The organism is Streptomyces varsoviensis, assembly GCF_000718635.1.
GTDB classification, from domain to species: domain Bacteria; phylum Actinomycetota; class Actinomycetes; order Streptomycetales; family Streptomycetaceae; genus Streptomyces; species Streptomyces varsoviensis.
This window is the reverse complement of the sequence record NZ_JOBF01000005.1, coordinates 186,841-205,373: the sequence shown is the minus strand read 5'-3', so window position 1 is coordinate 205,373 and position 18,533 is coordinate 186,841. Positions and strand designations below refer to the sequence as shown.

The window sequence follows — 18,533 nt, the reverse complement described above, 5'->3', positions numbered from 1 at the left end:
GTGAGCGCGGTGAGCGTGGTGGGGCGTCGCGGGGGCCCGGCCGTCCCGCCCCTGCGCGGGAGAACGGGAGGATCGACCACCAGCAGGGGTTGGTCGGCCTCCGGCCGCTTTCGTACGCGGGGCAGGCGGCTGGGTAGGGCAGGGCCCGTACCCCGGTCGCCCTCGTGCGAGGGGAAGGCGGCGACGTGGGTCAGGCTCGTACAGCGGCCGGCCCTCGTGCGGGAAGACAGCCATCTTGGCGTGGACGTCCGCCCGGACGGCCCCGCCGCCCTCGTGCGTGAGGGCGGCGGGAGACTGGTTCGGCTATGGGTCGGTTGAGGCTCCGGTTGTCCTCGCGCGCCGGGAAGGCGGCTGCGTAGGGCACGGCTCGTACGCCAGCCGCCTGCGCGTTCGGGGGAGAGCCCGGCGGCCATAGGCGCTGCCCTCGCTCCCCTGCCGACCTCGCACACGGGCGGGCGGCCTCCTCAGTCCGTGATCGGCCAGCGACCAGCGGCCTGCGGCCAGCAGTCAGCGGTCCTCGCGTCGGGAGAACGACCGAACGTCCAGGGACGCCGCCCCGCGTCGGCGAAATGCCCGCCCCGGGAGCGGAAAGACGGCGGACGGGGCCCGTCGTCAGCCGCTCGCCACCGGCACAGGCACGGCCGTGATGATCGCCGAGACCAGGATGACGGCGGCCAGGGTCGCGGCCTCCGCGCGGGCGGGGCGGACTGGGCCGGTGGGGGAGTTCGGGTCGGAGGAACGGTTCAGCCGGAGCCGGGCGGCCAGGGCCAGCGCGCCCACGACGGCCACCAGCGCCAGCTTGGCGAGCAGCGCGCGCCCGTACGCCGTCGTCAGCGCCGCTTCGAGCGGCAGCCGGCGCAGGGTGCTGAGCGTTCCGGTCGCCGCCAGGGCCGCGAAGAGGGCGGCGGCCGGCCGGGCGTACCGGCGCAGCAGCGCCCTGGCGGCGTCCGGCCGGCCCCGCCACAGGCGGATCGTGCGCAGTACGTGCACCAGTCCGCCCGCCCACAGCGCGGCGGCGCTCAGGTGAATCAGCGTCAGCAGCGAACCCAGCAACGGACTGTCGGCCTCCGGGTGCGCGCGCAGCGCCTCCCCGACGGCGACCAGGGCCAGGGGGGCGGAGGCGAGAGCGGGGCGGCGCAGCGCGACGCAGACGGCCGAGAAGAGGAAGCCGTTGGCTTCCAGCAGCGCGAGGGCGCCGGGGCGCGTCGCGTACGTATCGACGATGTCGCCGCTGAACAGCCCGGCGGCCAAGGAGCCGTCCCCGGCCAGGACGACGATCTGCCCGGCCGCCGCCGCGACTCCGGCCAGGGCCGCCGCCAACGCCCAACTGCGCGGGGTGGATTCGGGCGCGTCGGGAACCGTACGGGCCAGCCGGTTGGCGGCCGCCTCGCCCAGTTGGAGGGAGAACGCGGCCAGCAGCACCGTTCGCAGCGTGGTCGTGATTCCCGTGCCCGGCACGGTCAGCTCGTTCGTGCCGGACAGGGCGGCCGAGGCGCCCAGCAGCGACACGACGAGGAACGCCGCCGAGGGGATGGCCACCGCGGCGATCAGTCTCGCGCGCCGGCGGCGGGTGTCGGTGACCGAGGAGCCCGGAAGCATCATCGGGCGATCGTCTCCGGAGCGTACAAATCCGGCAAGACCGGCGCGCGCCACACTGGTCCACCCGAGTTCGAACCGTCCCCCTCTCGCCAGGTGGCTCGCGCCGCGGACACCGGCCGGCCTTCCGGCGCTCCCCGGGGCGGGCGGGCCCCGGGCCCCGCGGGCCGGGGCTGCGCCGCCCGAGCCGGGCTCGTGCCGGAGGCCGCTGGCTGGGGCGTCGTTCGTCAATGGTTGCCCCTTGCGGGGGCCGGGGCTGGGCCGGGTGCGGTACGGACAGTTGGTGGCTGTGCCGCCGCCCGTGGCTGTACGAACGGCGGCGATGGGGCGGGTGGCGGACGGTGGTGGGGCTGGCCTGTGCTGCTGGGGTGTGGGTGTACGTACCGTTCGCGGTCGGTTGGGCCGGGGGCTTGTACGAGCGGTCGCCGACCGGGCGGGCTCGTGCCGGAGGCCGCTGGCTGGTGGGGCCGTTCGTCAACGGGCGCCCTTGCGGGGGCCGGGGCCTGACCCGGTGCGGGCGGTTGGCGGTCGTGTCGCCGCTCGTGGCTGTACGAGCAGCGGTGAGGGGCGGGTGGCGGGCGGTGGTGGGGCTGGCCCGCGCTGATGGGTTGTGGGTGCGTACTGCTCGCGGTCGGGTGGGCCGGGGGGCTTGTACGAGCAGTCGCCGGCCGCGGCGGTATGTGTGGGGGGTGTGAGAGGCGATCGGGTGGGCTCGCGGCGGGCCGTAGCCGCAGGCTGGGGGTGCGGTCCGTCAGCGGTTATCCGTTCGCCGCGGGCCCAGGGGCGCCTGGTCCGGAGCGGAGGGTTGGTGGCCGTGCTGCCGCTCGTGGCTGTACGGACAGCGGTGGGCGGGGGCGTGGGAGGTGACTGGGCGGGCTCGCAGCGGACCGTAGCCGCTGGCTGGGGGTGCCGTTCGTCAACGGTTGCCCCTTGCGGGGGCCGGGGCTTGGCCGGGTGCGGAGGGCTGGTGGCCGTGCCGCCGCTCGTGGCTGTATGAACGGCGGCGAGGGGGCGGGGCGGCGGGCGGTGGTGGGATTGGCCTGTGCTGCTGGGTTGTGGGTACGTACCGCTCGCAGCGGGCTGGGCCGGGGGCGGTTGTACGGACAGTCGCCGACCGGGGGATGGTACGCGCCCGAGGGCCGGTCCTGTATCGGTGGAGCCGGGCGGGCTCACGGTCGGCCGTAGCCGCTGGCCTGGCGGCCGGTGTGCGCAACGGGCCGCGGTGGGTCCGCAGGGGGCCGGGCATGGACCGGGGCGCACGCGCCGCCAGCGGTGCGACCGGCGGGGCTTACGGGCGTAGGCACTGGTTGGCTCGTGCCGTGGTCGCCGGCGCCTGTCCGGCTCCGGCTCGGGCGGCCCGCATACGGTGGAGGCCGAACGCCCTCGCAGCGGAGGGGCCCGCGAACGGGGCCCGGGGCCCGCATAGACAGACGGGAACAACGACGTGACCGACCACGTGACCGGCGACGACGTGAACACCGGCACCGCCGGGACCGGCGCTGCCGCCGCCGACACCGCCGACATCGACGCCTGGCTCGCCGCCGTGGCGATCGACCCTGCCGTTCGGGAGCTGCGGCCGGACTACCGGGCCCTGGTGATCACGGCCGAGGGGCTGGTCCCCGGGCCCAGCGATGCGCAGGGCGAGCGGCTGCTCGCGGAGGCCGAGGAGACCGCGCGCAAGTGGCTGGCCGATGGGCCGGTGGAGGAGCATCCGCACCTCGCGGCCTGGCGCGAGGCGTTCCGCGCCTTCGGCGCTAAGCCGCAGCGGACCCGGCCCAGCGCGGAAGCGCTGCTGCGCCGCGCCGCCGACGGGCTGCCCCGTGTGGACCGGCTCACCGACATCTACAACGCGATCTCGGTCGCGCACGTCGTGCCGCTGGGCGGCGAGGACCTCGACCACTACCAGGGCCCGGCGCGGCTCGTACGCGCCGACGGCACCGAGGAGTTCGCCACGGCCGCCGGGGGCGAGAGCGTCATCGAGCACCCCGCGCCCGGCGAGGTCGTCTGGCGCGACGACGCCGGCGTCACCTGCCGCCGCTGGAACTGGCGGCAGTGCGTCCGCACCCGCCTCACCCACGACACCACGCGCGCCTTCTTCCTCCTCGACGCCCTCGGTCCCATGGACGACACCGCCCTCACCGCCGCCGGCGACGCCCTCAGCGAGGCCCTGACCGCTTCTAGCCCCCACGTACGCCTCGCAACACGCCTCGTCCCCGCCGGGACGCTGCGCTGAGCGCCCCCCGTACGAAAACCCCGCCACCCGAGGGGTGAGCGTTGCCCCCGACCGCTGCGGGGGCGCGCCCGGCGCGCGGCGCGCGGCGTGGTTGCTGTGAGTTGTCTGGCGCCACGAGGCTGTGCGGACGTACCGCCTGGGGGCGGGGGTCGGTGGCTGCCGCCGGGCCTGCGCTGGCCCAGGGACGGAGGGCGACGGCTGCGCGCCGCCCCGACCACCGCGCGGCTGCGCCCGCCGCCCCGCCAAGGCCCACCGTGCCCCGCCCCCACCGCGGTCAGCCCGCCGCCCCCGCCCTCGCGGTCGGCCCGCCCCCTCCGCTACCGCGGCCCCCCACCACCCCAACTCGGCCGCAGACCATGCGGCGTCAGCCACCCGCCCCGCCAAGGCCCCCAGGCCACGTAAGAGCGCCAACTGTCGCATCGGCGAACAGGGTTCAGCTTCCGTAGGGGTGGGTTTGGCGGGCTGTGGTGAGGGCGCGGGCCCACCAGCCGAGTTGGTCGAGCATGGTCTTGGCGGCGGCGGAGGCGGCGGCGCCGTCTTTGTGGGTGCCGTCTTCGTCGAACTGACCCCAAGGCATGTGGAAGCTGATCGTGTCGCGGACGGTGACGGTGTGCAGTTCGGCGAAGACGGGGCGCAGGTGCTCGACGGCGCGGAGGCCGCCGGAGAGGCCGCCGTAGGAGACGAAGCCGACGGGCTTGGCCTGCCATTCGTCGCGGTGCCAGTCGATGAGGTTCTTGAGGGGGGCCGGGTAGCTGTGGTTGTACTCGGGCGTCACGACGACGAACGCGTCGGCGGCCGCCAGCCGCGGCGTGACGGCGGCCAGCGCGGCGGCCGCCTCGGGGCCGGGCTCGCCGCTGAGGTTCATCGGCAGCGGGGTCTCGGCCAGGTCGATGACGTGCGTCTCGACGTCGTCGCGGCGCGCGGCCTGGGCCACGAACCAGTTGGCGACGGTGGGGCCGAAGCGGCCCTCCCGCGTCGAGCCGATGATCACGGCCAGGCGGTATGGGCGCTCGGGTGCGGTGACGGTCATGGCAGGAGTCCCTTCCTTGGGGAGCGGCGCGCGCAGCGCGTTCGGCGCGAGCGCTGTGCCGGAGGTGCCGGAGATGCCGGAGGCCGCGCGGTCTCCGTAGGAAAGAGCCTCCAACTTAAACAATGGTTCAAGTCAAGCTATCCTGGCCACCATGACCCAAGTCCCCTGGCAGGCCAAAGAACTCACCGTCGGCGAACTCTCCGAGCGCAGCGGCGTCCCCGCCTCCGCGCTCCGCTTCTACGAGCGCCAGGAACTCATCAACAGCCGCCGCACCAGCGGAAATCAGCGCCGCTACACCCGCGACACGCTGCGCCGCGTCGCCTTCATCCGGGTCTCCCAGCGGCTCGGCATCCCGCTCGCCGCCATCCGCGACGCCCTCGCCATGCTCCCCGAGAACCGCACCCCCACCCGCGAGGACTGGGCGCGGGTCTCCGAGTGCTGGCGGCAGGACCTGACCGACCGCATCGAGCAGATGACGAAGCTCCGCGACCATCTGACCGACTGCATCGGCTGCGGCTGCCTGACCATCGACCGGTGCGTCCTCACCAACCCCGCCGACCAGCTCCAGGCAGAAGGCCCCGGCCCGCGCCGGCTCATCAGTTCCCCGTAGAACTCGTCAGCTCCTCGCGGCCCTCCTCGTAGTACGCCCCCGGCCCGCCCCGGGCCACCAGCCCCTCGCAGCCCCCCTCGTAATACGCACCCCGCCCGCGCCCGGCGCATCAGCTCCCCGTGCCCCCTCGCAGTACGCCCTCAACCCGCGCCGGCTCATCAGCTCCCCGCAGCACCCCTCGCAGCACGCACCCGCCCCGGGTCGGCGACCGCCCCCCCCGAACACCGGCTCCGGCCCCCCACCCACCTGCCCTCAGAACACGTCCGGGCACCACGGCCGCCGGCCCGTTCGCAGCAGTGCCTCCGCCGTCGCCGCCGCCCCGGCCTGTTCCTCCTGTACGCGGCCCAGCGCGACGAGCCGTTGGACCGACTCGTCGCCGAGGTACAAGGCGCCCAACTCCGCGACATCCAGGGTCAGATCGGGCGAGCGCGTCGTCGGGGCGCAGGTGGCGCCGGTGGGGGTGGCGTCCAGGAGGTAGCGGCCGGGGGCGAGGCCCGCCGGGTCCCGTACGTCGAGGACGAGGGCGGCCGAGGCCGCGTACGTACGGGCCTGGAGGAGCCGCGGCACGTCCAGGGGGCGCAGCCAGAGGTAGTCGGCGTGGGTGGTGACGCGGGCCGCGCGCGGGTCGCCGAGCAGCAGCGGGAGTACGTCGTCGGGGGCGCGGTGGCCGCTGCGCACCGTGGATATCCAGTCGACCGACAGCACGAAGTGCCACAGCGCGCGCTCGGCCGCCGGGGAGGTGGCGAGCAGGTGGCGCACGACCAGGGTGTTGTCCGGCAGCTTGCCGTCCCAGCGCTCGTTCACCTCGTACGAGAGCAGGCCGTCGACCGTGCCGTCGGGGCCCCGGTAGACGGCGAAGAACGGTTCCTTCCAGGGCTCGTCCGCGGCGCCGTTGGACAGGTCGCCGGTCTCCATCCGCCACCAGCGCTCGGAGCGGCTGACCGCACCGGGCCGCGTCGCCCGGAACCGCTCGTGGAAGGCCGGGCCGAGTCCCCGTACGGTCTCGGGGGTCGCGAAGTCCACCCGGCCGCCGTCCGCGGGGCCCGTGTACCGCCCGTCGAGGCCGGCGCGCGCTACGTCGACCTCCCACTCGGTGATCCAGGTGGCCGGGCCGAAGCCGTACCGCCCGTAGATCGGGTACTCGGCGGAGACCAGCGTCGCGACGGCGTCGCCGCGCTCCTTGGCCAGCCGCAGGTCGGTGTCCATCATGCGGGTGAGCAGGCCGCGGCGGCGGTGCGTCGGCGACACCGTCACATTGCTGACCGCGTCGGCCGGCACCGCCGCCCCGCCGACCACCGTGAGCTGCTGCGCGAAGCTGCGGAACGTGGCCACGCACCGGCCGTCCGCTCCGTCCGCGCTGTTCACGCCGCCCGCGCCGTTGACGCCGTTCACGCTCACCGAACCCGCGTCGAACGCCCCCTGCGTACGGGCGAGGTCAATGCCCCCCAGCCGGGTCTCGACCTCCTCCTTGGAGACCGTGGGGCGGCGCAGGAAGCCGACGTGCAGTGCCCGGCACCAGTCCGGTACGTCGGATTCGGTGATCGTACGGACCGTGAGCCCTGGATTCATGGGCACACGCTAGGCGCGCCCACCCCGCCCCGCACGCGAATTACCGGGGAGCCAACGGGCCGGGGAGGCCAAGGGGGGCTGGGGGAGGCCAAGGGGGCTGGGGGAGGCCAATGGGGGCTGGGGGAGGCGAGGCGCCCCCCCATGAGCCCCCCCGCGCCCGCAGAGACAGGGCCGCCTCAGGAAGCGACCGCCTCAGAACGTCGCGCGCACCTCTCCCACCCGCTCCCCGCCCCCGAGCAGCGGCGCGTCGCCGATGCGGGCCACGACGGGCGAGTCGACGCCGAGGAGGGCGAGCGCCCGCGCCAGTACGGGGCCGAGCGCGCGGCCGGACCCGTCGTCGATCTTGAAGGCGAGGGCCCGGCCGTCCGGCAGCGCCACGGCCTGCACGGCCTCCGCGCCCATCTTCGACAGCACCCCCGGCACCTCGCTCATCAGCCAGGTGTCGGGGCGGCGGGTGCCGGCCACGTACTCGGGGTGGGCGCGCATCGCGTCCGCGACCCGGCGTTCCGCGCTGCCCGGCTCGGCCAGTACGAACGTACGGAAGGCGCGGGCCAGGCCGGTCAGGGTCAGGGACATCAGCGGCGCCCCGCAGCCGTCCGTGCCGACGTGCGCGACGCGTTCGCCGCTCGCCTCCTCGACGACCTGGAGGACGAGCCGCTGGAGCGGGTGGTCCGGGGCGAGGTAGGTGTCGAGCGGCCAGCCGTTCGCGGCGCACGCGGCGAGCATGGCGGTGTGCTTGCCCGAGCAGTTCATGGTGACGCGGTCGCGGACGTGGCCCGCCGCCAGGTACGACTGCGCCTCGACCGGGTCCAGGGGCAGGTCGGGCGGGGTCTGGAGGTCGTCCTCGCGGAGTCCGTACTCGGCGAGCATCTTGCGCACCAGATCGAGGTGAAACGATTCGCCGGAATGGCTGGCCGCCGCCAGCGCCAGCCGCTCGCCGGACAGCTCCAGCCCGGCCCGCAGCACCGCCGCGGCCTGCATCGGCTTGTTGCTGGAGCGCGGGAAGACCGGCGCTGACGCCTCGCCCAGCGCCAGCTCCACACCGCCGTCCGCGGCCAGCACCACCAGCGAACCGCGATGGCGGCCCTCGACGAAACCGGAGCGTACGACCTCGGCGAGGACCGGGGATATGGCGGCGTCGGCGGCCGGGCCGGCGGCCGCGGGGCTGGAAGAGGACATCGGGGGCCTTCCGGGGTCGCGCACTGCCCCCGGCGGGCCGCGGACCAGGCGGGTCCGCGGGCTTCAGGAGAGCAGATCGTCTACTTGTGCTTCTCCTTCACGGTACCTGCGGGCGATCTCCGTGCCGCAATCGTCCGCCGTGTGCTGCAACTGCTGACGGCGCCGCGAGACCTGCTGCTCATAGCGGACCAGCCGGCCCATCGCGGTGAGCAGCTCCTGGTCCGTACGGGCCTCCAGGTCGGACAGCTCGACCTCGGAGAGCATGTCCTCGGCCAGCCGCCGGAACTCCTCGCTGTGCGGCATGCCGAGCGTCACATGCCGGGCGGACGAGCGGTGGCTGGACGGTACGTCCGCGAGGATCTCCGACAGCCGGTCGACCACCGGCGAACGGGGCGCCGCGCGCCGGGCCAGCTCGGCCCGCAGGATGTCGATGCGGCCCTGGAGCAGCCGCCGTACGTAGCTGAGATCGGCCTCGTCCTGCTGCGCGTCGCGGCGCAGCGTGCGCAGCTCGGCGAGGCGCAGCTCGGCCAGCTCCCGCACCGGCATGTCGGCCAGTCTTCCGGAGCGCTGGATCGGGGGTCTGGGCTGCAACGCTTCGCTCTGGAGCATGAGGCCGTCCTCGGTGCGAGCCGCGCTGGCGCGGTCGGTGGTGGAGCGGGCAGTGGATACGGGGCCGGGTGTCTGCCCGGCGCCGGGTGTGATCATGCGTTTCCGTCCCCTCGGGCGGTGCGCGACCAGGTCACGTTGCCCACATAACGCACCGCCTGCACGCATCGTGCCACTCTGGGCGCCCCCGTCGCAGGGCCTCTGCACCCGAACGGCCCCGGACGGCCGTACGCGGTGCCCAAGGCATCATGGTCCGTATGCGAGCTGTGGTGCAGAGGGTGGACGGGGCGAGCGTCGTCGTGGACGGCGAGACGGTCGGCGAGATCGTGGGCCAGGGGCTGTGCGTGCTGGTCGGGGTCGGCCATGACGACACCCCGCGGAAGGCGGCGCAACTGGCCCGCAAGCTGTGGTCCGTCCGGGTCCTGGAGGACGAGAAGTCCTGCTCGGACGTGGCGGCGCCGCTGCTGGTGATCTCCCAGTTCACCCTCCTCGGTGACGCGCGGAAGGGCCGCCGGCCGACCTGGAACGCCGCCGCTCCCGGCGAGGTCGCCGAGCCGCTGGTGGACGAGGTCGTGGCGCGGCTGCGGGAGCTGGGCGCGCAGGTGGAGACGGGCCGCTTCGGAGCGGACATGAAGGTCTCGCTCACGAACAACGGCCCGTTCACGGTGCTGATCGAGGTCTGAGGGGCCCCGGCCCCCACCACCCGGGAGCCCCGGGGAGCGGCCTGCGGGCCCACCACCGGGAGCCCCCGGCAAGCGACCTACGGGCCCACCGCACAGAGCCCCGGCCCGGCGGCCTTACGCCGTCACGGCTCCACGACCACTTCCTGCGCCGCCGCCGTCCCGTCCGCGAGCAGCGCGGCGTCGACGGGCACGTTCCGCTTCACCAGGGCGAGCGCGATCGGGCCCAGTTCGTGGTGGCGCGCGGAGGTGGTGATGAATCCGATCGGGCGCCCCTCGGGGCCGTCCGCGGCCAGCCGCACCGGCGCGCCGTGCGCGGGCAGCCGCACCTCGCTGCCGTCGAGGTGCAGGAAGACCAGCCGCCGCGGGGGCTTGCCGAGGTTGTGCACCCGCGCCACCGTCTCCTGGCCGCGGTAGCAGCCCTTCTGGAGGTGTACGGCGCCGCCGATCCAGCCCAGCTCGTGCGGGATGGTGCGGTGGTCGGTCTCCAGGCCGAGGCGGGGCCGGTGGGCCTCGACGCGCAGCGCCTCGTACGCGAGGGAGCCCGCGGCCGGACCGTGCTCGGCGGCGAACTTCTCCAGGTCGGCCCGGGGCAGGAAGAGATCGCGGCCGTGCGGCGTCTCGCGCACCGTCACGCCCTTTGGTGCCGCGGCGATGGAGCCCGCCGGGAGGTGCACCACCGCGAGGTCGGCGGTGCGGTCGGCGACCTCGACGCGGTAGAAGAACTTCATGCTCTCCAGGTAGCCGATCAGCGCGTCCTGGGTGCCGGGCTCCACGTGGATCCACGTGGTCCCGCCGTCGTCGACGAGGTAAAGGGCGTGCTCGATATGGCCGTTGGCGGAGAGGATCAGCGCCTCCGTGGCCTCGCCGGCCGGGAGTTCGCTGACGTGCTGGGTGAGGAGCAGGTGCAGCCAGGCCAGGCGTTCGGCGCCGGTGACGGTGACCACCCCGCGGTGCGAGAGGTCCACGAAACCGGTGCCGTCGGCGAGCGCGCGCTGCTCGCGGAACAGGTCGCCGTAGTGCGCGGCGACTCCTTCGTCGGGTCCCTCGCCGGGGACGGCGCCGGGCAGCGACAGCAAAGGGCTCTTCATACCGCTCATACCGACAAGCCTACGACTCGGCGGCCGCGGCCTTCCCGGCGCAGGCGGCGCACTGCCCGAAGATCGCGAAGTGCTTCATGTCCGTGTCGAAGCCGAACCGCTCGCGCAGCGTCTCGGTGAACGGCTCCGCGACCGACAGATCGGCCTCGATCACGTCCGTGCAGTCCCGGCAGACCAGGTGTATGTGGTGGTGCCGGTCCGCGAGGTGGTACGTGGGCGCGCCGTGGCCGAGGTGGGCGTGGCTGACCAGCTTCAGCTCCTCCAGCAGCTCCAGCGTCCGGTAGACCGTGGAGATGTTGACGCCCTTGGCGGTGCGGCGCACCTCGGTGAGGATGCCGTCGGGCGTCGCGTGCTCCAGTCTGTCGACGGCCTCCAGTACGAGCTGGCGCTGCGGGGTCAGCCGGTATCCGCGCTTACGGAGATCGCTCTGCCAGTTGGTGTCCACCACGCCGCCCAGTGTAGGCAGCCTCAGCCCGCGCGGACCTCCTTCAAGTAGCCGGCCAGCGCCGCGATCGCGGACGGGTTGCGGGGGCTCTCCACGAGGTCGACGTAGTCGAGGACGAAGACGCGGTGGTTCTTGACGGCCTTGACGTTGGCCAGCGGCCCGTAGGACATCAGGAACTTCTTCTTCTGCTCGGCGTTGGGCGACCCGTAGTTGTTGATCAGGATGACCTCGGGGTCGCGGTCGACGACGGACTCCCAGCTCACCGTCGCCCAGGTGTCCTTGAGGTCGCCCATCACGTTCGTGCCGCCGGCCTTGGTGATGATGTCCTGCGGCCCCGCGAACGCGCCCGACGTGAACGGCTTGTCCTGGCCGGAGTCGTAGAGGAAGACGGACGGGCGGTGGCCGTCCTTCGGGATCTCGGCCTGTGCGTCGGCGACCTGCTTCTTGAAGCCCGCGACGAGCTCCGCGGCCCGGTCCTCGACGTCGAAGATCTTCCCGAGCGTCGTCAGGTCCGTGTAGAGCGCCTCCAGCGGCGGCATCACCCCGCGGGACTTGGCGGAGGAGCCGTTGCGGCAGGACTCGGTCAGCACGTACGAGCCGATGCCGAGCTTCTTGAGGCCGGCGGGCGTGAAGCCGTCGCCCTCGCCGAAGCCGTAGTTCCAGCCCGCGAAGACCATGTCGGCCTTGGCGTCGAGGACCAGTTCCTTGTTGATCTGCTTCTTGGACAGCCACTTGACCTTCTTGTAGCCGTCCTTCCAGGGAACGTCCTCGCGGCTGTCCTTGTAGTCGGGCATCACATAGCCGGCCATGTGGTCTTCGAGCCCGAGCGCGAACATGATCTCGGCTATGCCCACGTCGTTGGTCACCACCCGCCGCGGCGCCTTGTCGTACGTCACCTTCTGGCCGCAGTTCTCCACGGTCACGGGGTAGTGGCCGGAGCCCTTGGCCGAGGCGCCCCCTGACTTCCCGGAGTCGGCGGAGCCGACCTCGGCGCCGCAGCCGGTCAGGGTCAGGGCGAGGGCCGCGACGGCGGCGACGGCGGTGGCTGCGCGAGCGCGCGTGGCGGTCATGTCGGGGGACGTCCTTAGGGTCATGGGGCGGCGGGGGTGGTGGTCGCGGCGGGGAGCCGGTCGAAGAGGAGCTGCGGGGCGCCGGACTCCGGATGCGGGACGCGGTGCGCCCGTACCCCGAAGACCTCGGCGAGCAGTTCGGGGGTCAGTACCTCGTGCGGCGGGCCCGAGGCCACGATCCGGCCCCCGGCGATGACGTACAGCACGTCGCAGTGGCCGGCGGCCAGGTTCAGGTCGTGCAGCGCGGCGAGCACCGTCAGCCCGCTGCCGCGCACCAGCGACAGGACTTCGAGCTGCTGGGCGATGTCGAGGTGGTTCGTCGGCTCGTCGAGGACCAGCACCCGCGACTCCTGGGCCAGCGCGCGGGCGATCAGCACCCGCTGCTTCTCGCCGCCCGACAGGGTCAGGAACCCGCGGTCCGCGAGATGGTCCGCGCCGACCCGGGCGAGCGCCGCCGCGCAGGCCGCGGCGTCGGCGGCGGTGGCGCGCGCGACGGCCTTCTGGTGTGGCAGCCGCCCCATGGCGACGACCTCGGCGGCGGTGAAGTCGAACTCGTTCACCGACTCCTGGGGCAGCGCGGCCAGCGCCCGCGCCCCTTCCCGTACGTCCATGGCGTGCAGGTCCGCGCCGTCGAGCCGGACGGTGCCGGCGGCCGGGCGCAGCGCCCGGTAGACGCAGCGCAGCAGGGTCGACTTGCCGCTGCCGTTGGGGCCGACGAGGCCGACGAGCTGTCCGCTGTCGGCCCGTACGGTGATGTCCTCGACGATGCGGGCGCCCGCGATCGCGACCGACAGGTCCTCGACGTCCACGCGCATCAGGCGCCTCCGAAGGTGTAGCCGCGGCGGCGCATCAGCAGCACGAAGCAGGGCACGCCCACGACGGCCGTGATGACGCCGATGGGGAGTTCCACGGGCGCGAGCAGCACCCGGGAGATGATGTCGACCCACACCAGCAGGACGGCCCCGAGCAGCGGGGCCACCGCCAGCACGCGCCGGTGGTCGGCGCCCACCAGCATCCGGGTGATGTGCGGGACCATCAGCCCGACGAAGCCGATCGCGCCGCTGACGGCGACGACGGCGCCGGTGACGCCCGCCGCGGTGACGAAGAGCTGCTTGCGCAGCCGCCCGGCGTCCACGCCGAGGGCCGCGGCCGTCTCGTCGCCCATGGCCAGGGCGTTCAGCCGGCGCGCGGAGAAGGCGAGGTGCGCGAGCCCCGCCAGTACGGCGCCGGCAGCGATCGGCACGGAGTCCCAGGACGCCCCGCCCAGGCTGCCCAGCAGCCACATCATCGCGGAGCGCGCGGCCTCGGCCCGGTCGGAGCTGAAGACCATCAGGGTGCTGATCGCCGAGAAGCCGTAGTACATGGCGGTGCCGGTCAGTACGAGCCGCAGCGGGGTGAGGCCCTGCGGGGTGCGGGCCGCCGCGTAGACGAGCGCCATCGCGGCGAGCGCCGCGGCGAACGCCGCCGCCGACAGCGCCCAGACGCCGAGCGCCCCCAGCGCGCCGAAGATCAGCACGGCGTTGGCGCCGACCGCGGCCCCCGAGGAGATCCCCAACACGAACGGGTCGGCGAGGGCGTTGCGGACCATGGCCTGGACGGCGACGCCGATGGCGGAGAGCCCGGCGCCGACGATCGCGGCCAGCAGCGCGCGCGGGAAGCGCAGCTCCCACACGATGGTGTAGGCGGAGACCTCGTCGGGCGCAATGGTCCCGCCGGTCAGCCCGGCCCGCAGATAGCCGAAGACCGCGCCCCAGGTCAGGCCGGAGTAGCCCATCGCCACCCCGCAGGCCAGCGACAGGAGCAGCCCGGCCGCGAGCGCGGCGATCAGCGGCGGCAGGGGCAGGCGGCGCGGTGGGGGCGGGCCGCCGGGCGCGGTGCGCGCGCCGTCGGCCGGGGAGGTGATCGCCACGGTGGAGTCGGTCGCCTTCGCCTCGGGCCGCTTCCGTACGTGCGGAGAGGCTGCCCCGAGCGGCGCTCGGCCGGGCGGCGTCCCCTCGCAGTCCACGGCGAGTTGTCAGGAGCTGTGGCCGCCGCGGGTGATCGGGCTCGCGGTGCCGCGCGCTCGCACGCGGCACCGCCCACCGTTGCGGGTCAGCGCCGGATTCTCACCGGACTTTCCCCGCGGGGCCGTGATCTTGAGTTTGTGCCGGGCCGGCCGCTCCGGGCCTCCTGTGCGGAGACCGGGCGCGCCGCCCGGGGCTTCCTACTTGAAGAAGGCGATGCCGTCGTCGGGCAGGTCCTTGAGGTCCTTCGCCCATTCGCTCGGGTCGACGACCTTCTTCAGGTGCGCCGACATGTACGGCCGCAGCGGCACGTCCGGAGTGGACTTCTCGCCCACCCACATGAGGTCGCTGTTGACGTAGCCGTAGAGCCGCTTGCCCCCGCTGTACGGGCCGGCGGCGGCGGTCCGCGCGATGGCGTCGGTCACCAGGTCGATCTGCGGCTTCTGGTCGGCCAGCTCGCCGTACCAGATCTCCACCACGCCCTGGTCGCGGACCATCACGACCTCGACCTTGCGGTCCTTGTCGATCCGCCAGTAGCCGGTCTCGGACTCCAGCGGCGCGACCTTCTTGCCCTCGCCGTCGAGGACCCAACTGTGCGAGATGTACTCCAGGAAGTCGCGGCCGTCGTGGGTGAAGGTCACTTCCTGGCCGAAGTTGCACTTCTCGGTGCCGGGGAACTCGGCGACGCCCGCTCCCTCCCAGTTGCCGAGGAGGAAGGCGAGGGGCACGAGGTCCGGGTTCAGGTCGGACGGGATCTCGATCATTGGCTCAGGCGATCTGTAGGCGGGGGCGGGGGGTCAGCGCTGGCCCTGGTACAACTTCTTCACGGACAGGCCCGCGAACGCGATGACGCCGACGGCGACCAGGACCAACAGGGCGGTGAAGAATGCCTCAAGCACGAGCGCGCTCCTAGGGCGGATGGTGAGGGTGTACGGACCGTGGCCGAGTCTAGTCGCCGACGCTCCCGGCGGCGCTGTGAGGTCCGCCGCGCCCCGCCGCCCGCCGCGGAGGCCGGGCGTCCGTAGGGGCCGAGGGCCGGTCCCGGGGGAGCGGGCGGGCTGGGCGGGGCTTCTAGAGTGGGCCCATGGCGAAGAAGCTCGTGATCAAGGTGACGGCGGGCGCGGACGCGCCCGAGCGGTGCTCGCAGGCGTTCACGGTGGCGGCGGTCGCCGTCGCCAGCGGCGTCGCGGTGTCGCTGTGGCTGACCGGCGAGTCCTCGTGGTTCGGCCTGCCGGGGCGGGCCGCCGAGTTCGAGCTGCCGCACGCCGCGCCGCTGCCGGACCTCATCGAGGGCATCCAGGCGGGCGGCGGGACGATCACGGTGTGCACGCAGTGCGCGGCGCGCCGCGGCATCGAGGAGAAGGACCTCATCGAGGGCGCCCGGATCGCGGGCGCGCAGGTCTTCGTCAGCGAGATCATGGCGGATGGCGTGCAGGCCCTCGTGTACTGAGGCCCGTACGGAACCCGTGGCGTCAACGGCGGTGCTTCTTGCCCTCCAGCTCGTCCCACCAGCGGTCGGACTCCTTGTCCCCGCTGGGCGCGGACCGGTCCGGCGGCTCGTCCCACCAGCGGTCGTCGGGGCCCTTGCGGTTCGCGACGATCGCGGCGACGGGCGGGATCACCATCGCGACCAGGCACATCGCGACGGCGGCGGGGACCGACCAGATGCGTACGACACCCCACGCCAGGACGAACAGCGCGATGCACGTGCCCATCATGGCGAAGTACCGGTGGCGCCTTCGCGCGTACATGGTTCCACGGTACGACCGGGACCCGGGCGGCGCGAAGGGCCGCACCCCGCCAAGGCGTCCAACCCCGGGGTGCGGCCCTTCGGCCGTGCGTGTGCCGTCCCTCGGACGGCGGAGTCCGGGCCCCTGCCAGTACCAGGGCCCGGGTCGGCTCAGACCGAACTCAGGTCGGCTCAGGCCGCTCAGACAGTGATGGCGACCTCGGCGAGCCCGCCACTCTGCGCGACGACGGTACGGTCGGCGGTCGCGCCCGGCACCAGCGCGCGTACGGTCCAGGTGCCCTCGGCCGCGTAGAAGCGGAACTGCCCGGTCGCCGAGGTGGGCACCTCGGCGGTGAACTCGCCGGTGCTGTCCAGCAGCCGGACGTAGCCGCTCACGGGCTGGCCGTCACGGGTCACCGAGCCCTGGATGGTGGTCTCGCCGGGCTTGATCGTCGCCGCGTCCGGGCCGCCGGCCTTTGCTCCACACATATGGGGTCCTTGAGAGTAGAGGGGTGTAGCGGGAGGGATGCTCAGTTGGCGCCGAGTTCGATCGGGACGCCGACGAGGGAGCCGTACTCGGTCCACGAGCCGTCGTAGTTCCGGACGTTCTCCTGGCCGAGCAGCTCGTGCAGCACAAACCAGGTGTGCGCGGAGCGCTCCCCGATGCGGCAGTACGCGATGGTGTCCTTGGACAGGTCGACGCCGGCCGCCTCGTAGATCTCCTTCAGCTCGTCGTCGGAGCGGAAGGTGCCGTCGTCGTTGGCCGCCTTCGACCACGGGATGTTGCGGGCGCTCGGGATGTGGCCGGGGCGCTGGGACTGCTCCTGCGGGAGGTGGGCCGGGGCGAGCAGCTTGCCGCTGAACTCGTCGGGCGAGCGCACGTCGACCAGGTTGAGCTTCCCGATCGCGGCGACGGCGTCGTCCCGGAAGGCGCGGATGGACAGGTCCTGCTCCTTGGCCCGGTACTGGGTCCGCTCGCGGCTGGGCACCTCGGCGACCAGGTCGCGGGAGTCCAGCTCCCACTTCTTGCGTCCGCCGTCGAGGAGCTTCACGTCCTGGTGGCCGTAGAGCTTGAAGTACCAGTAGGCGTAGGACGCGAACCAGTTGTTGTTGCCGCCGTAGAGGACGACCGTGTCGTCGTTGGCGATGCCCTTCTCGGACAGCAGCGCCTCGAAGCCGGCCCGGTCGACGAAGTCGCGGCGCACGGGGTCCTGGAGGTCCTTCTTCCAGTCGATCCGTACGGCGTTCTTGATGTGGTTCTTGTCGTACGCCGAGGTGTCCTCGTCGACCTCGACGATGACCGTCTTCGGGTCGTCGATGCGGGCCTGGACCCAGTCGGCGTCGACCAGGACGTCGCTGCGGCTCATATTTCTCTCCTCCGGGGCAGGTGCGGCGGTGCGGGCGGTGCGCGGTGCGACGGTGCGGGTGCGCGAGGGGGCGCGCGGCGGCACAGGTGCGCGGCGGCACGGGGGCGGCGCTGAGCGTCGGGCCCATTGACGGGGCCGAGGGAAGAACGGGAGGTCAGCGTCGCGTCAGGCGCTGTGACAGAGCATGGCGGCGACGCGGCACAGGTCGACTGCCCGCCGCTTCGTGAGATCCGCCTGTCGCTTCATAGGGCCGATCGTAGGGACGGACGGGCGCGCGTGTCACCGGGGTGTCGGATGCTGAGATGAAGAGTCTCAGGATATGGGATGTATGCGGGACGCCTCGGCTGACCGATATGGCGGGAAGGCGCTGTGCGGCCCGTACGGGCGTCCGTACGGGCCTTGGGCGCCCGGCCGTTCCTGCTGTACGGACGTAGGCGTCTCGCTGCGTGGACGGGGCGTCCGTCCTGAGCGGGCGATGGCCCGTCCTGAGCGGGCGATGGCCCGTCCTGGACGGGCGATGGCCCGCCCCGAGCGGCCACCTGGGACGTCAGCCCGCCAGCTCCACGTGGGAGCCGGTGACGGTGATGTCCACGCCGTCCTCGTTGGTGGTGATCTTGTCGAGCTTGAGCCCCCGGGGCAGCCCGTCGATCTTCCGGTCGAAGTCGATCTTCTTGCGGATCAGGCCCTCCAGGCCGGGGATCTCCTGGCCCGGCACGCTGTCCGCGTGCAGCCGGATCGTGTCGCCGTGCACCATCGTGACGGTCGAGACCACGCTGCGCTCCACCGTGCGGCCCAGCACCGGGACCGGGACGCCCGCGCTGACCTTCACCTGGCTCGTGCCGTTCTTGTCGCGACCGCCGTAGGAGACCTTCACGCCGGGGTCGGCGGCCTTGGTGAGGTCCGCGTACGAGATGTGCGCGGAGCCCGTCGCGGTGTCGGCGGTGGCGGACGAGAAGCTGCTGTTGATCTTCACGTCGTGCAGCGTGGCGTCGAGCTTCGTGACCCGGATCGAGCGGCCGCCCGCGCTGGCCGAGACGCCGTCGACGCCCACGTGGACCTCGTCCAGCTTGGAGTCGGCCACCTGGGTCAGGAAGGGGAAGCCCTTGATGGACACGTCCGGCGTCTCGCTCAGGTTCTGGCTGCTCTTGATCTTCTTGGCCGCCTCGTTCTCGGCGAAGTAGACCGCGACGCGGTCGGCCGCCACGAACAGGATGCCCAGCACCACCACGACGATCAGCAGTATTCGCAGTCCGCGCATTGCCTTCGGTTCCCCCACGTTCTCGGTCGCGTGCTCCAGGTCAGGCCCCCCGCCCGTG

The 18,533-nt window shown here is 73.3% G+C and carries 20 protein-coding genes; 4 read left to right on the top strand and 16 right to left on the bottom strand.

Annotated elements, in window-relative coordinates; all coding sequences use genetic code 11:
- Nucleotides 1-612: 612 nt before the first annotated feature.
- Nucleotides 613-1,602, bottom strand: a complete 990-nt coding sequence (locus tag IF55_RS10955) for a CopD family protein (protein ID WP_245661148.1) — start codon at nucleotides 1,600-1,602, stop codon at nucleotides 613-615.
- A gap of 1,516 nt (nucleotides 1,603-3,118) precedes the next feature.
- Between IF55_RS10955 and IF55_RS10950 the strand changes: the two genes are divergently transcribed.
- Complete coding sequence (locus tag IF55_RS10950; protein WP_030892691.1) at nucleotides 3,119-3,829, top strand: B3/B4 domain-containing protein; 711 nt, start codon at nucleotides 3,119-3,121, stop codon at nucleotides 3,827-3,829.
- A gap of 433 nt (nucleotides 3,830-4,262) precedes the next feature.
- Here IF55_RS10950 and IF55_RS10945 read toward each other — a convergent pair whose 3' ends face one another.
- Nucleotides 4,263-4,859, bottom strand: coding sequence for an NADPH-dependent FMN reductase (locus IF55_RS10945; protein ID WP_030881440.1), 597 nt, complete (start codon nucleotides 4,857-4,859; stop codon nucleotides 4,263-4,265).
- Between the two features lie 151 nt (nucleotides 4,860-5,010).
- Between IF55_RS10945 and soxR the strand changes: the two genes are divergently transcribed.
- A complete protein-coding gene (gene soxR, locus IF55_RS10940) occupies nucleotides 5,011-5,469 on the top strand; it encodes a redox-sensitive transcriptional activator SoxR (protein ID WP_030881438.1) in 459 nt (152 codons plus the stop codon).
- 252 nt (nucleotides 5,470-5,721) lie between these two features.
- Here the strand turns inward: soxR and IF55_RS10935 are convergent, their stop codons facing one another.
- The 3 genes from IF55_RS10935 to IF55_RS10925 all read right to left on the bottom strand — a co-directional run bounded on the left by IF55_RS10935 (nucleotide 5,722) and on the right by IF55_RS10925 (nucleotide 8,922).
- Nucleotides 5,722-7,038, bottom strand: a complete 1,317-nt coding sequence (locus tag IF55_RS10935) for a GNAT family N-acetyltransferase (protein ID WP_030881436.1) — start codon at nucleotides 7,036-7,038, stop codon at nucleotides 5,722-5,724.
- Nucleotides 7,039-7,230: 192 nt separating this feature from the next.
- Nucleotides 7,231-8,217 carry an asparaginase gene (locus tag IF55_RS10930; RefSeq protein WP_030881434.1) on the bottom strand — a complete coding sequence of 329 codons (987 nt, stop codon included), beginning with the start codon at nucleotides 8,215-8,217 and terminating at the stop codon, nucleotides 7,231-7,233.
- Between the two features lie 63 nt (nucleotides 8,218-8,280).
- Nucleotides 8,281-8,922: an RsiG family protein gene (locus IF55_RS10925; protein WP_030881433.1), complete on the bottom strand. Its 642-nt coding sequence runs from the start codon at nucleotides 8,920-8,922 to the stop codon at nucleotides 8,281-8,283.
- Between the two features lie 158 nt (nucleotides 8,923-9,080).
- Here IF55_RS10925 and dtd point away from each other — a divergent pair, with 158 nt between their 5' ends.
- Nucleotides 9,081-9,506, top strand: coding sequence for a D-aminoacyl-tRNA deacylase (gene dtd / locus IF55_RS10920; protein WP_030881431.1), 426 nt, complete (start codon nucleotides 9,081-9,083; stop codon nucleotides 9,504-9,506).
- A 122-nt stretch (nucleotides 9,507-9,628) separates the two neighbouring features.
- Here dtd and ygfZ read toward each other — a convergent pair whose 3' ends face one another.
- From ygfZ to IF55_RS10890, 6 genes are all read right to left on the bottom strand, one after another.
- The gene (gene ygfZ / locus IF55_RS10915; protein WP_030881430.1) at nucleotides 9,629-10,594 is read right to left on the bottom strand and encodes a CAF17-like 4Fe-4S cluster assembly/insertion protein YgfZ; all 966 of its coding nucleotides are present in this window, start codon (nucleotides 10,592-10,594) and stop codon (nucleotides 9,629-9,631) included.
- 19 nt (nucleotides 10,595-10,613) lie between these two features.
- Complete coding sequence (locus IF55_RS10910) at nucleotides 10,614-11,051, bottom strand: Fur family transcriptional regulator (protein ID WP_030881428.1); 438 nt, start codon at nucleotides 11,049-11,051, stop codon at nucleotides 10,614-10,616.
- A 20-nt stretch (nucleotides 11,052-11,071) separates the two neighbouring features.
- The gene (locus IF55_RS10905; protein WP_030881424.1) at nucleotides 11,072-12,118 is read right to left on the bottom strand and encodes an ABC transporter substrate-binding protein; all 1,047 of its coding nucleotides are present in this window, start codon (nucleotides 12,116-12,118) and stop codon (nucleotides 11,072-11,074) included.
- A 20-nt stretch (nucleotides 12,119-12,138) separates the two neighbouring features.
- Complete coding sequence (locus IF55_RS10900) at nucleotides 12,139-12,933, bottom strand: ABC transporter ATP-binding protein (protein ID WP_030881421.1); 795 nt, start codon at nucleotides 12,931-12,933, stop codon at nucleotides 12,139-12,141.
- Complete coding sequence (locus tag IF55_RS10895) at nucleotides 12,933-14,027, bottom strand: FecCD family ABC transporter permease (RefSeq protein WP_030881418.1); 1,095 nt, start codon at nucleotides 14,025-14,027, stop codon at nucleotides 12,933-12,935. Before IF55_RS10895 ends, IF55_RS10900 begins: the two co-directional genes overlap by 1 nt.
- A gap of 294 nt (nucleotides 14,028-14,321) precedes the next feature.
- Nucleotides 14,322-14,885, bottom strand: a complete 564-nt coding sequence (locus tag IF55_RS10890; RefSeq protein ID WP_030881415.1) for a heme-binding beta-barrel domain-containing protein — start codon at nucleotides 14,883-14,885, stop codon at nucleotides 14,322-14,324.
- 320 nt (nucleotides 14,886-15,205) lie between these two features.
- On the opposite strand from IF55_RS10890, the gene IF55_RS10880 reads away from it, so the two are divergent.
- Entirely contained in the window at nucleotides 15,206-15,571 is a 366-nt protein-coding gene (locus tag IF55_RS10880) for a DsrE family protein (protein ID WP_030881409.1), read from the top strand.
- A gap of 22 nt (nucleotides 15,572-15,593) precedes the next feature.
- Here IF55_RS10880 and IF55_RS10875 read toward each other — a convergent pair whose 3' ends face one another.
- The 5 genes from IF55_RS10875 to IF55_RS10860 all read right to left on the bottom strand — a co-directional run bounded on the left by IF55_RS10875 (nucleotide 15,594) and on the right by IF55_RS10860 (nucleotide 18,475).
- Entirely contained in the window at nucleotides 15,594-15,872 is a 279-nt protein-coding gene (locus IF55_RS10875; protein ID WP_030881407.1) for a DUF3099 domain-containing protein, read from the bottom strand.
- 179 nt (nucleotides 15,873-16,051) lie between these two features.
- On the bottom strand, nucleotides 16,052-16,339 hold the full coding sequence (locus IF55_RS10870) for a DUF1416 domain-containing protein (RefSeq protein ID WP_030881404.1): 288 nt from the start codon (nucleotides 16,337-16,339) through the stop codon (nucleotides 16,052-16,054).
- Nucleotides 16,340-16,380: 41 nt separating this feature from the next.
- Nucleotides 16,381-17,217, bottom strand: a complete 837-nt coding sequence (locus IF55_RS10865) for a sulfurtransferase (RefSeq protein ID WP_030881399.1) — start codon at nucleotides 17,215-17,217, stop codon at nucleotides 16,381-16,383.
- A 165-nt stretch (nucleotides 17,218-17,382) separates the two neighbouring features.
- Nucleotides 17,383-17,463 carry a putative leader peptide gene (locus IF55_RS41435; protein ID WP_362163676.1) on the bottom strand — a complete coding sequence of 27 codons (81 nt, stop codon included), beginning with the start codon at nucleotides 17,461-17,463 and terminating at the stop codon, nucleotides 17,383-17,385.
- Nucleotides 17,464-17,764: 301 nt separating this feature from the next.
- The gene (locus IF55_RS10860; RefSeq protein ID WP_030881398.1) at nucleotides 17,765-18,475 is read right to left on the bottom strand and encodes an LmeA family phospholipid-binding protein; all 711 of its coding nucleotides are present in this window, start codon (nucleotides 18,473-18,475) and stop codon (nucleotides 17,765-17,767) included.
- Between the last annotated feature and the right edge of the window lie 58 nt (nucleotides 18,476-18,533).

What these genes read in the sequence shown, in the direction of transcription:
- soxR (WP_030881438.1), top strand. Translation starts at nt 5,011, where the DNA reads ATGACCCAAGTCCCCTGGCAGGCCAAAGAACTCACCGTCGGCGAACTC.
- IF55_RS10935 (WP_030881436.1), bottom strand. Translation starts at nt 7,038, where the DNA reads ATGAATCCAGGGCTCACGGTCCGTACGATCACCGAATCCGACGTACCG.
- IF55_RS10890 (WP_030881415.1), bottom strand. Translation starts at nt 14,885, where the DNA reads ATGATCGAGATCCCGTCCGACCTGAACCCGGACCTCGTGCCCCTCGCC.
- ygfZ (WP_030881430.1), bottom strand. Translation starts at nt 10,594, where the DNA reads ATGAAGAGCCCTTTGCTGTCGCTGCCCGGCGCCGTCCCCGGCGAGGGA.
- IF55_RS10900 (WP_030881421.1), bottom strand. Translation starts at nt 12,933, where the DNA reads ATGCGCGTGGACGTCGAGGACCTGTCGGTCGCGATCGCGGGCGCCCGC.
- IF55_RS41435 (WP_362163676.1), bottom strand. Translation starts at nt 17,463, where the DNA reads ATGAAGCGACAGGCGGATCTCACGAAGCGGCGGGCAGTCGACCTGTGC.
- IF55_RS10905 (WP_030881424.1), bottom strand. Translation starts at nt 12,118, where the DNA reads ATGACCGCCACGCGCGCTCGCGCAGCCACCGCCGTCGCCGCCGTCGCG.
- IF55_RS10955 (WP_245661148.1), bottom strand. Translation starts at nt 1,602, where the DNA reads ATGATGCTTCCGGGCTCCTCGGTCACCGACACCCGCCGCCGGCGCGCG.
- IF55_RS10865 (WP_030881399.1), bottom strand. Translation starts at nt 17,217, where the DNA reads ATGAGCCGCAGCGACGTCCTGGTCGACGCCGACTGGGTCCAGGCCCGC.
- IF55_RS10945 (WP_030881440.1), bottom strand. Translation starts at nt 4,859, where the DNA reads ATGACCGTCACCGCACCCGAGCGCCCATACCGCCTGGCCGTGATCATC.
- IF55_RS10875 (WP_030881407.1), bottom strand. Translation starts at nt 15,872, where the DNA reads ATGTACGCGCGAAGGCGCCACCGGTACTTCGCCATGATGGGCACGTGC.
- IF55_RS10880 (WP_030881409.1), top strand. Translation starts at nt 15,206, where the DNA reads ATGGCGAAGAAGCTCGTGATCAAGGTGACGGCGGGCGCGGACGCGCCC.
- IF55_RS10930 (WP_030881434.1), bottom strand. Translation starts at nt 8,217, where the DNA reads ATGTCCTCTTCCAGCCCCGCGGCCGCCGGCCCGGCCGCCGACGCCGCC.
- IF55_RS10925 (WP_030881433.1), bottom strand. Translation starts at nt 8,922, where the DNA reads ATGATCACACCCGGCGCCGGGCAGACACCCGGCCCCGTATCCACTGCC.
- dtd (WP_030881431.1), top strand. Translation starts at nt 9,081, where the DNA reads ATGCGAGCTGTGGTGCAGAGGGTGGACGGGGCGAGCGTCGTCGTGGAC.
- IF55_RS10860 (WP_030881398.1), bottom strand. Translation starts at nt 18,475, where the DNA reads ATGCGCGGACTGCGAATACTGCTGATCGTCGTGGTGGTGCTGGGCATC.
- IF55_RS10870 (WP_030881404.1), bottom strand. Translation starts at nt 16,339, where the DNA reads ATGTGTGGAGCAAAGGCCGGCGGCCCGGACGCGGCGACGATCAAGCCC.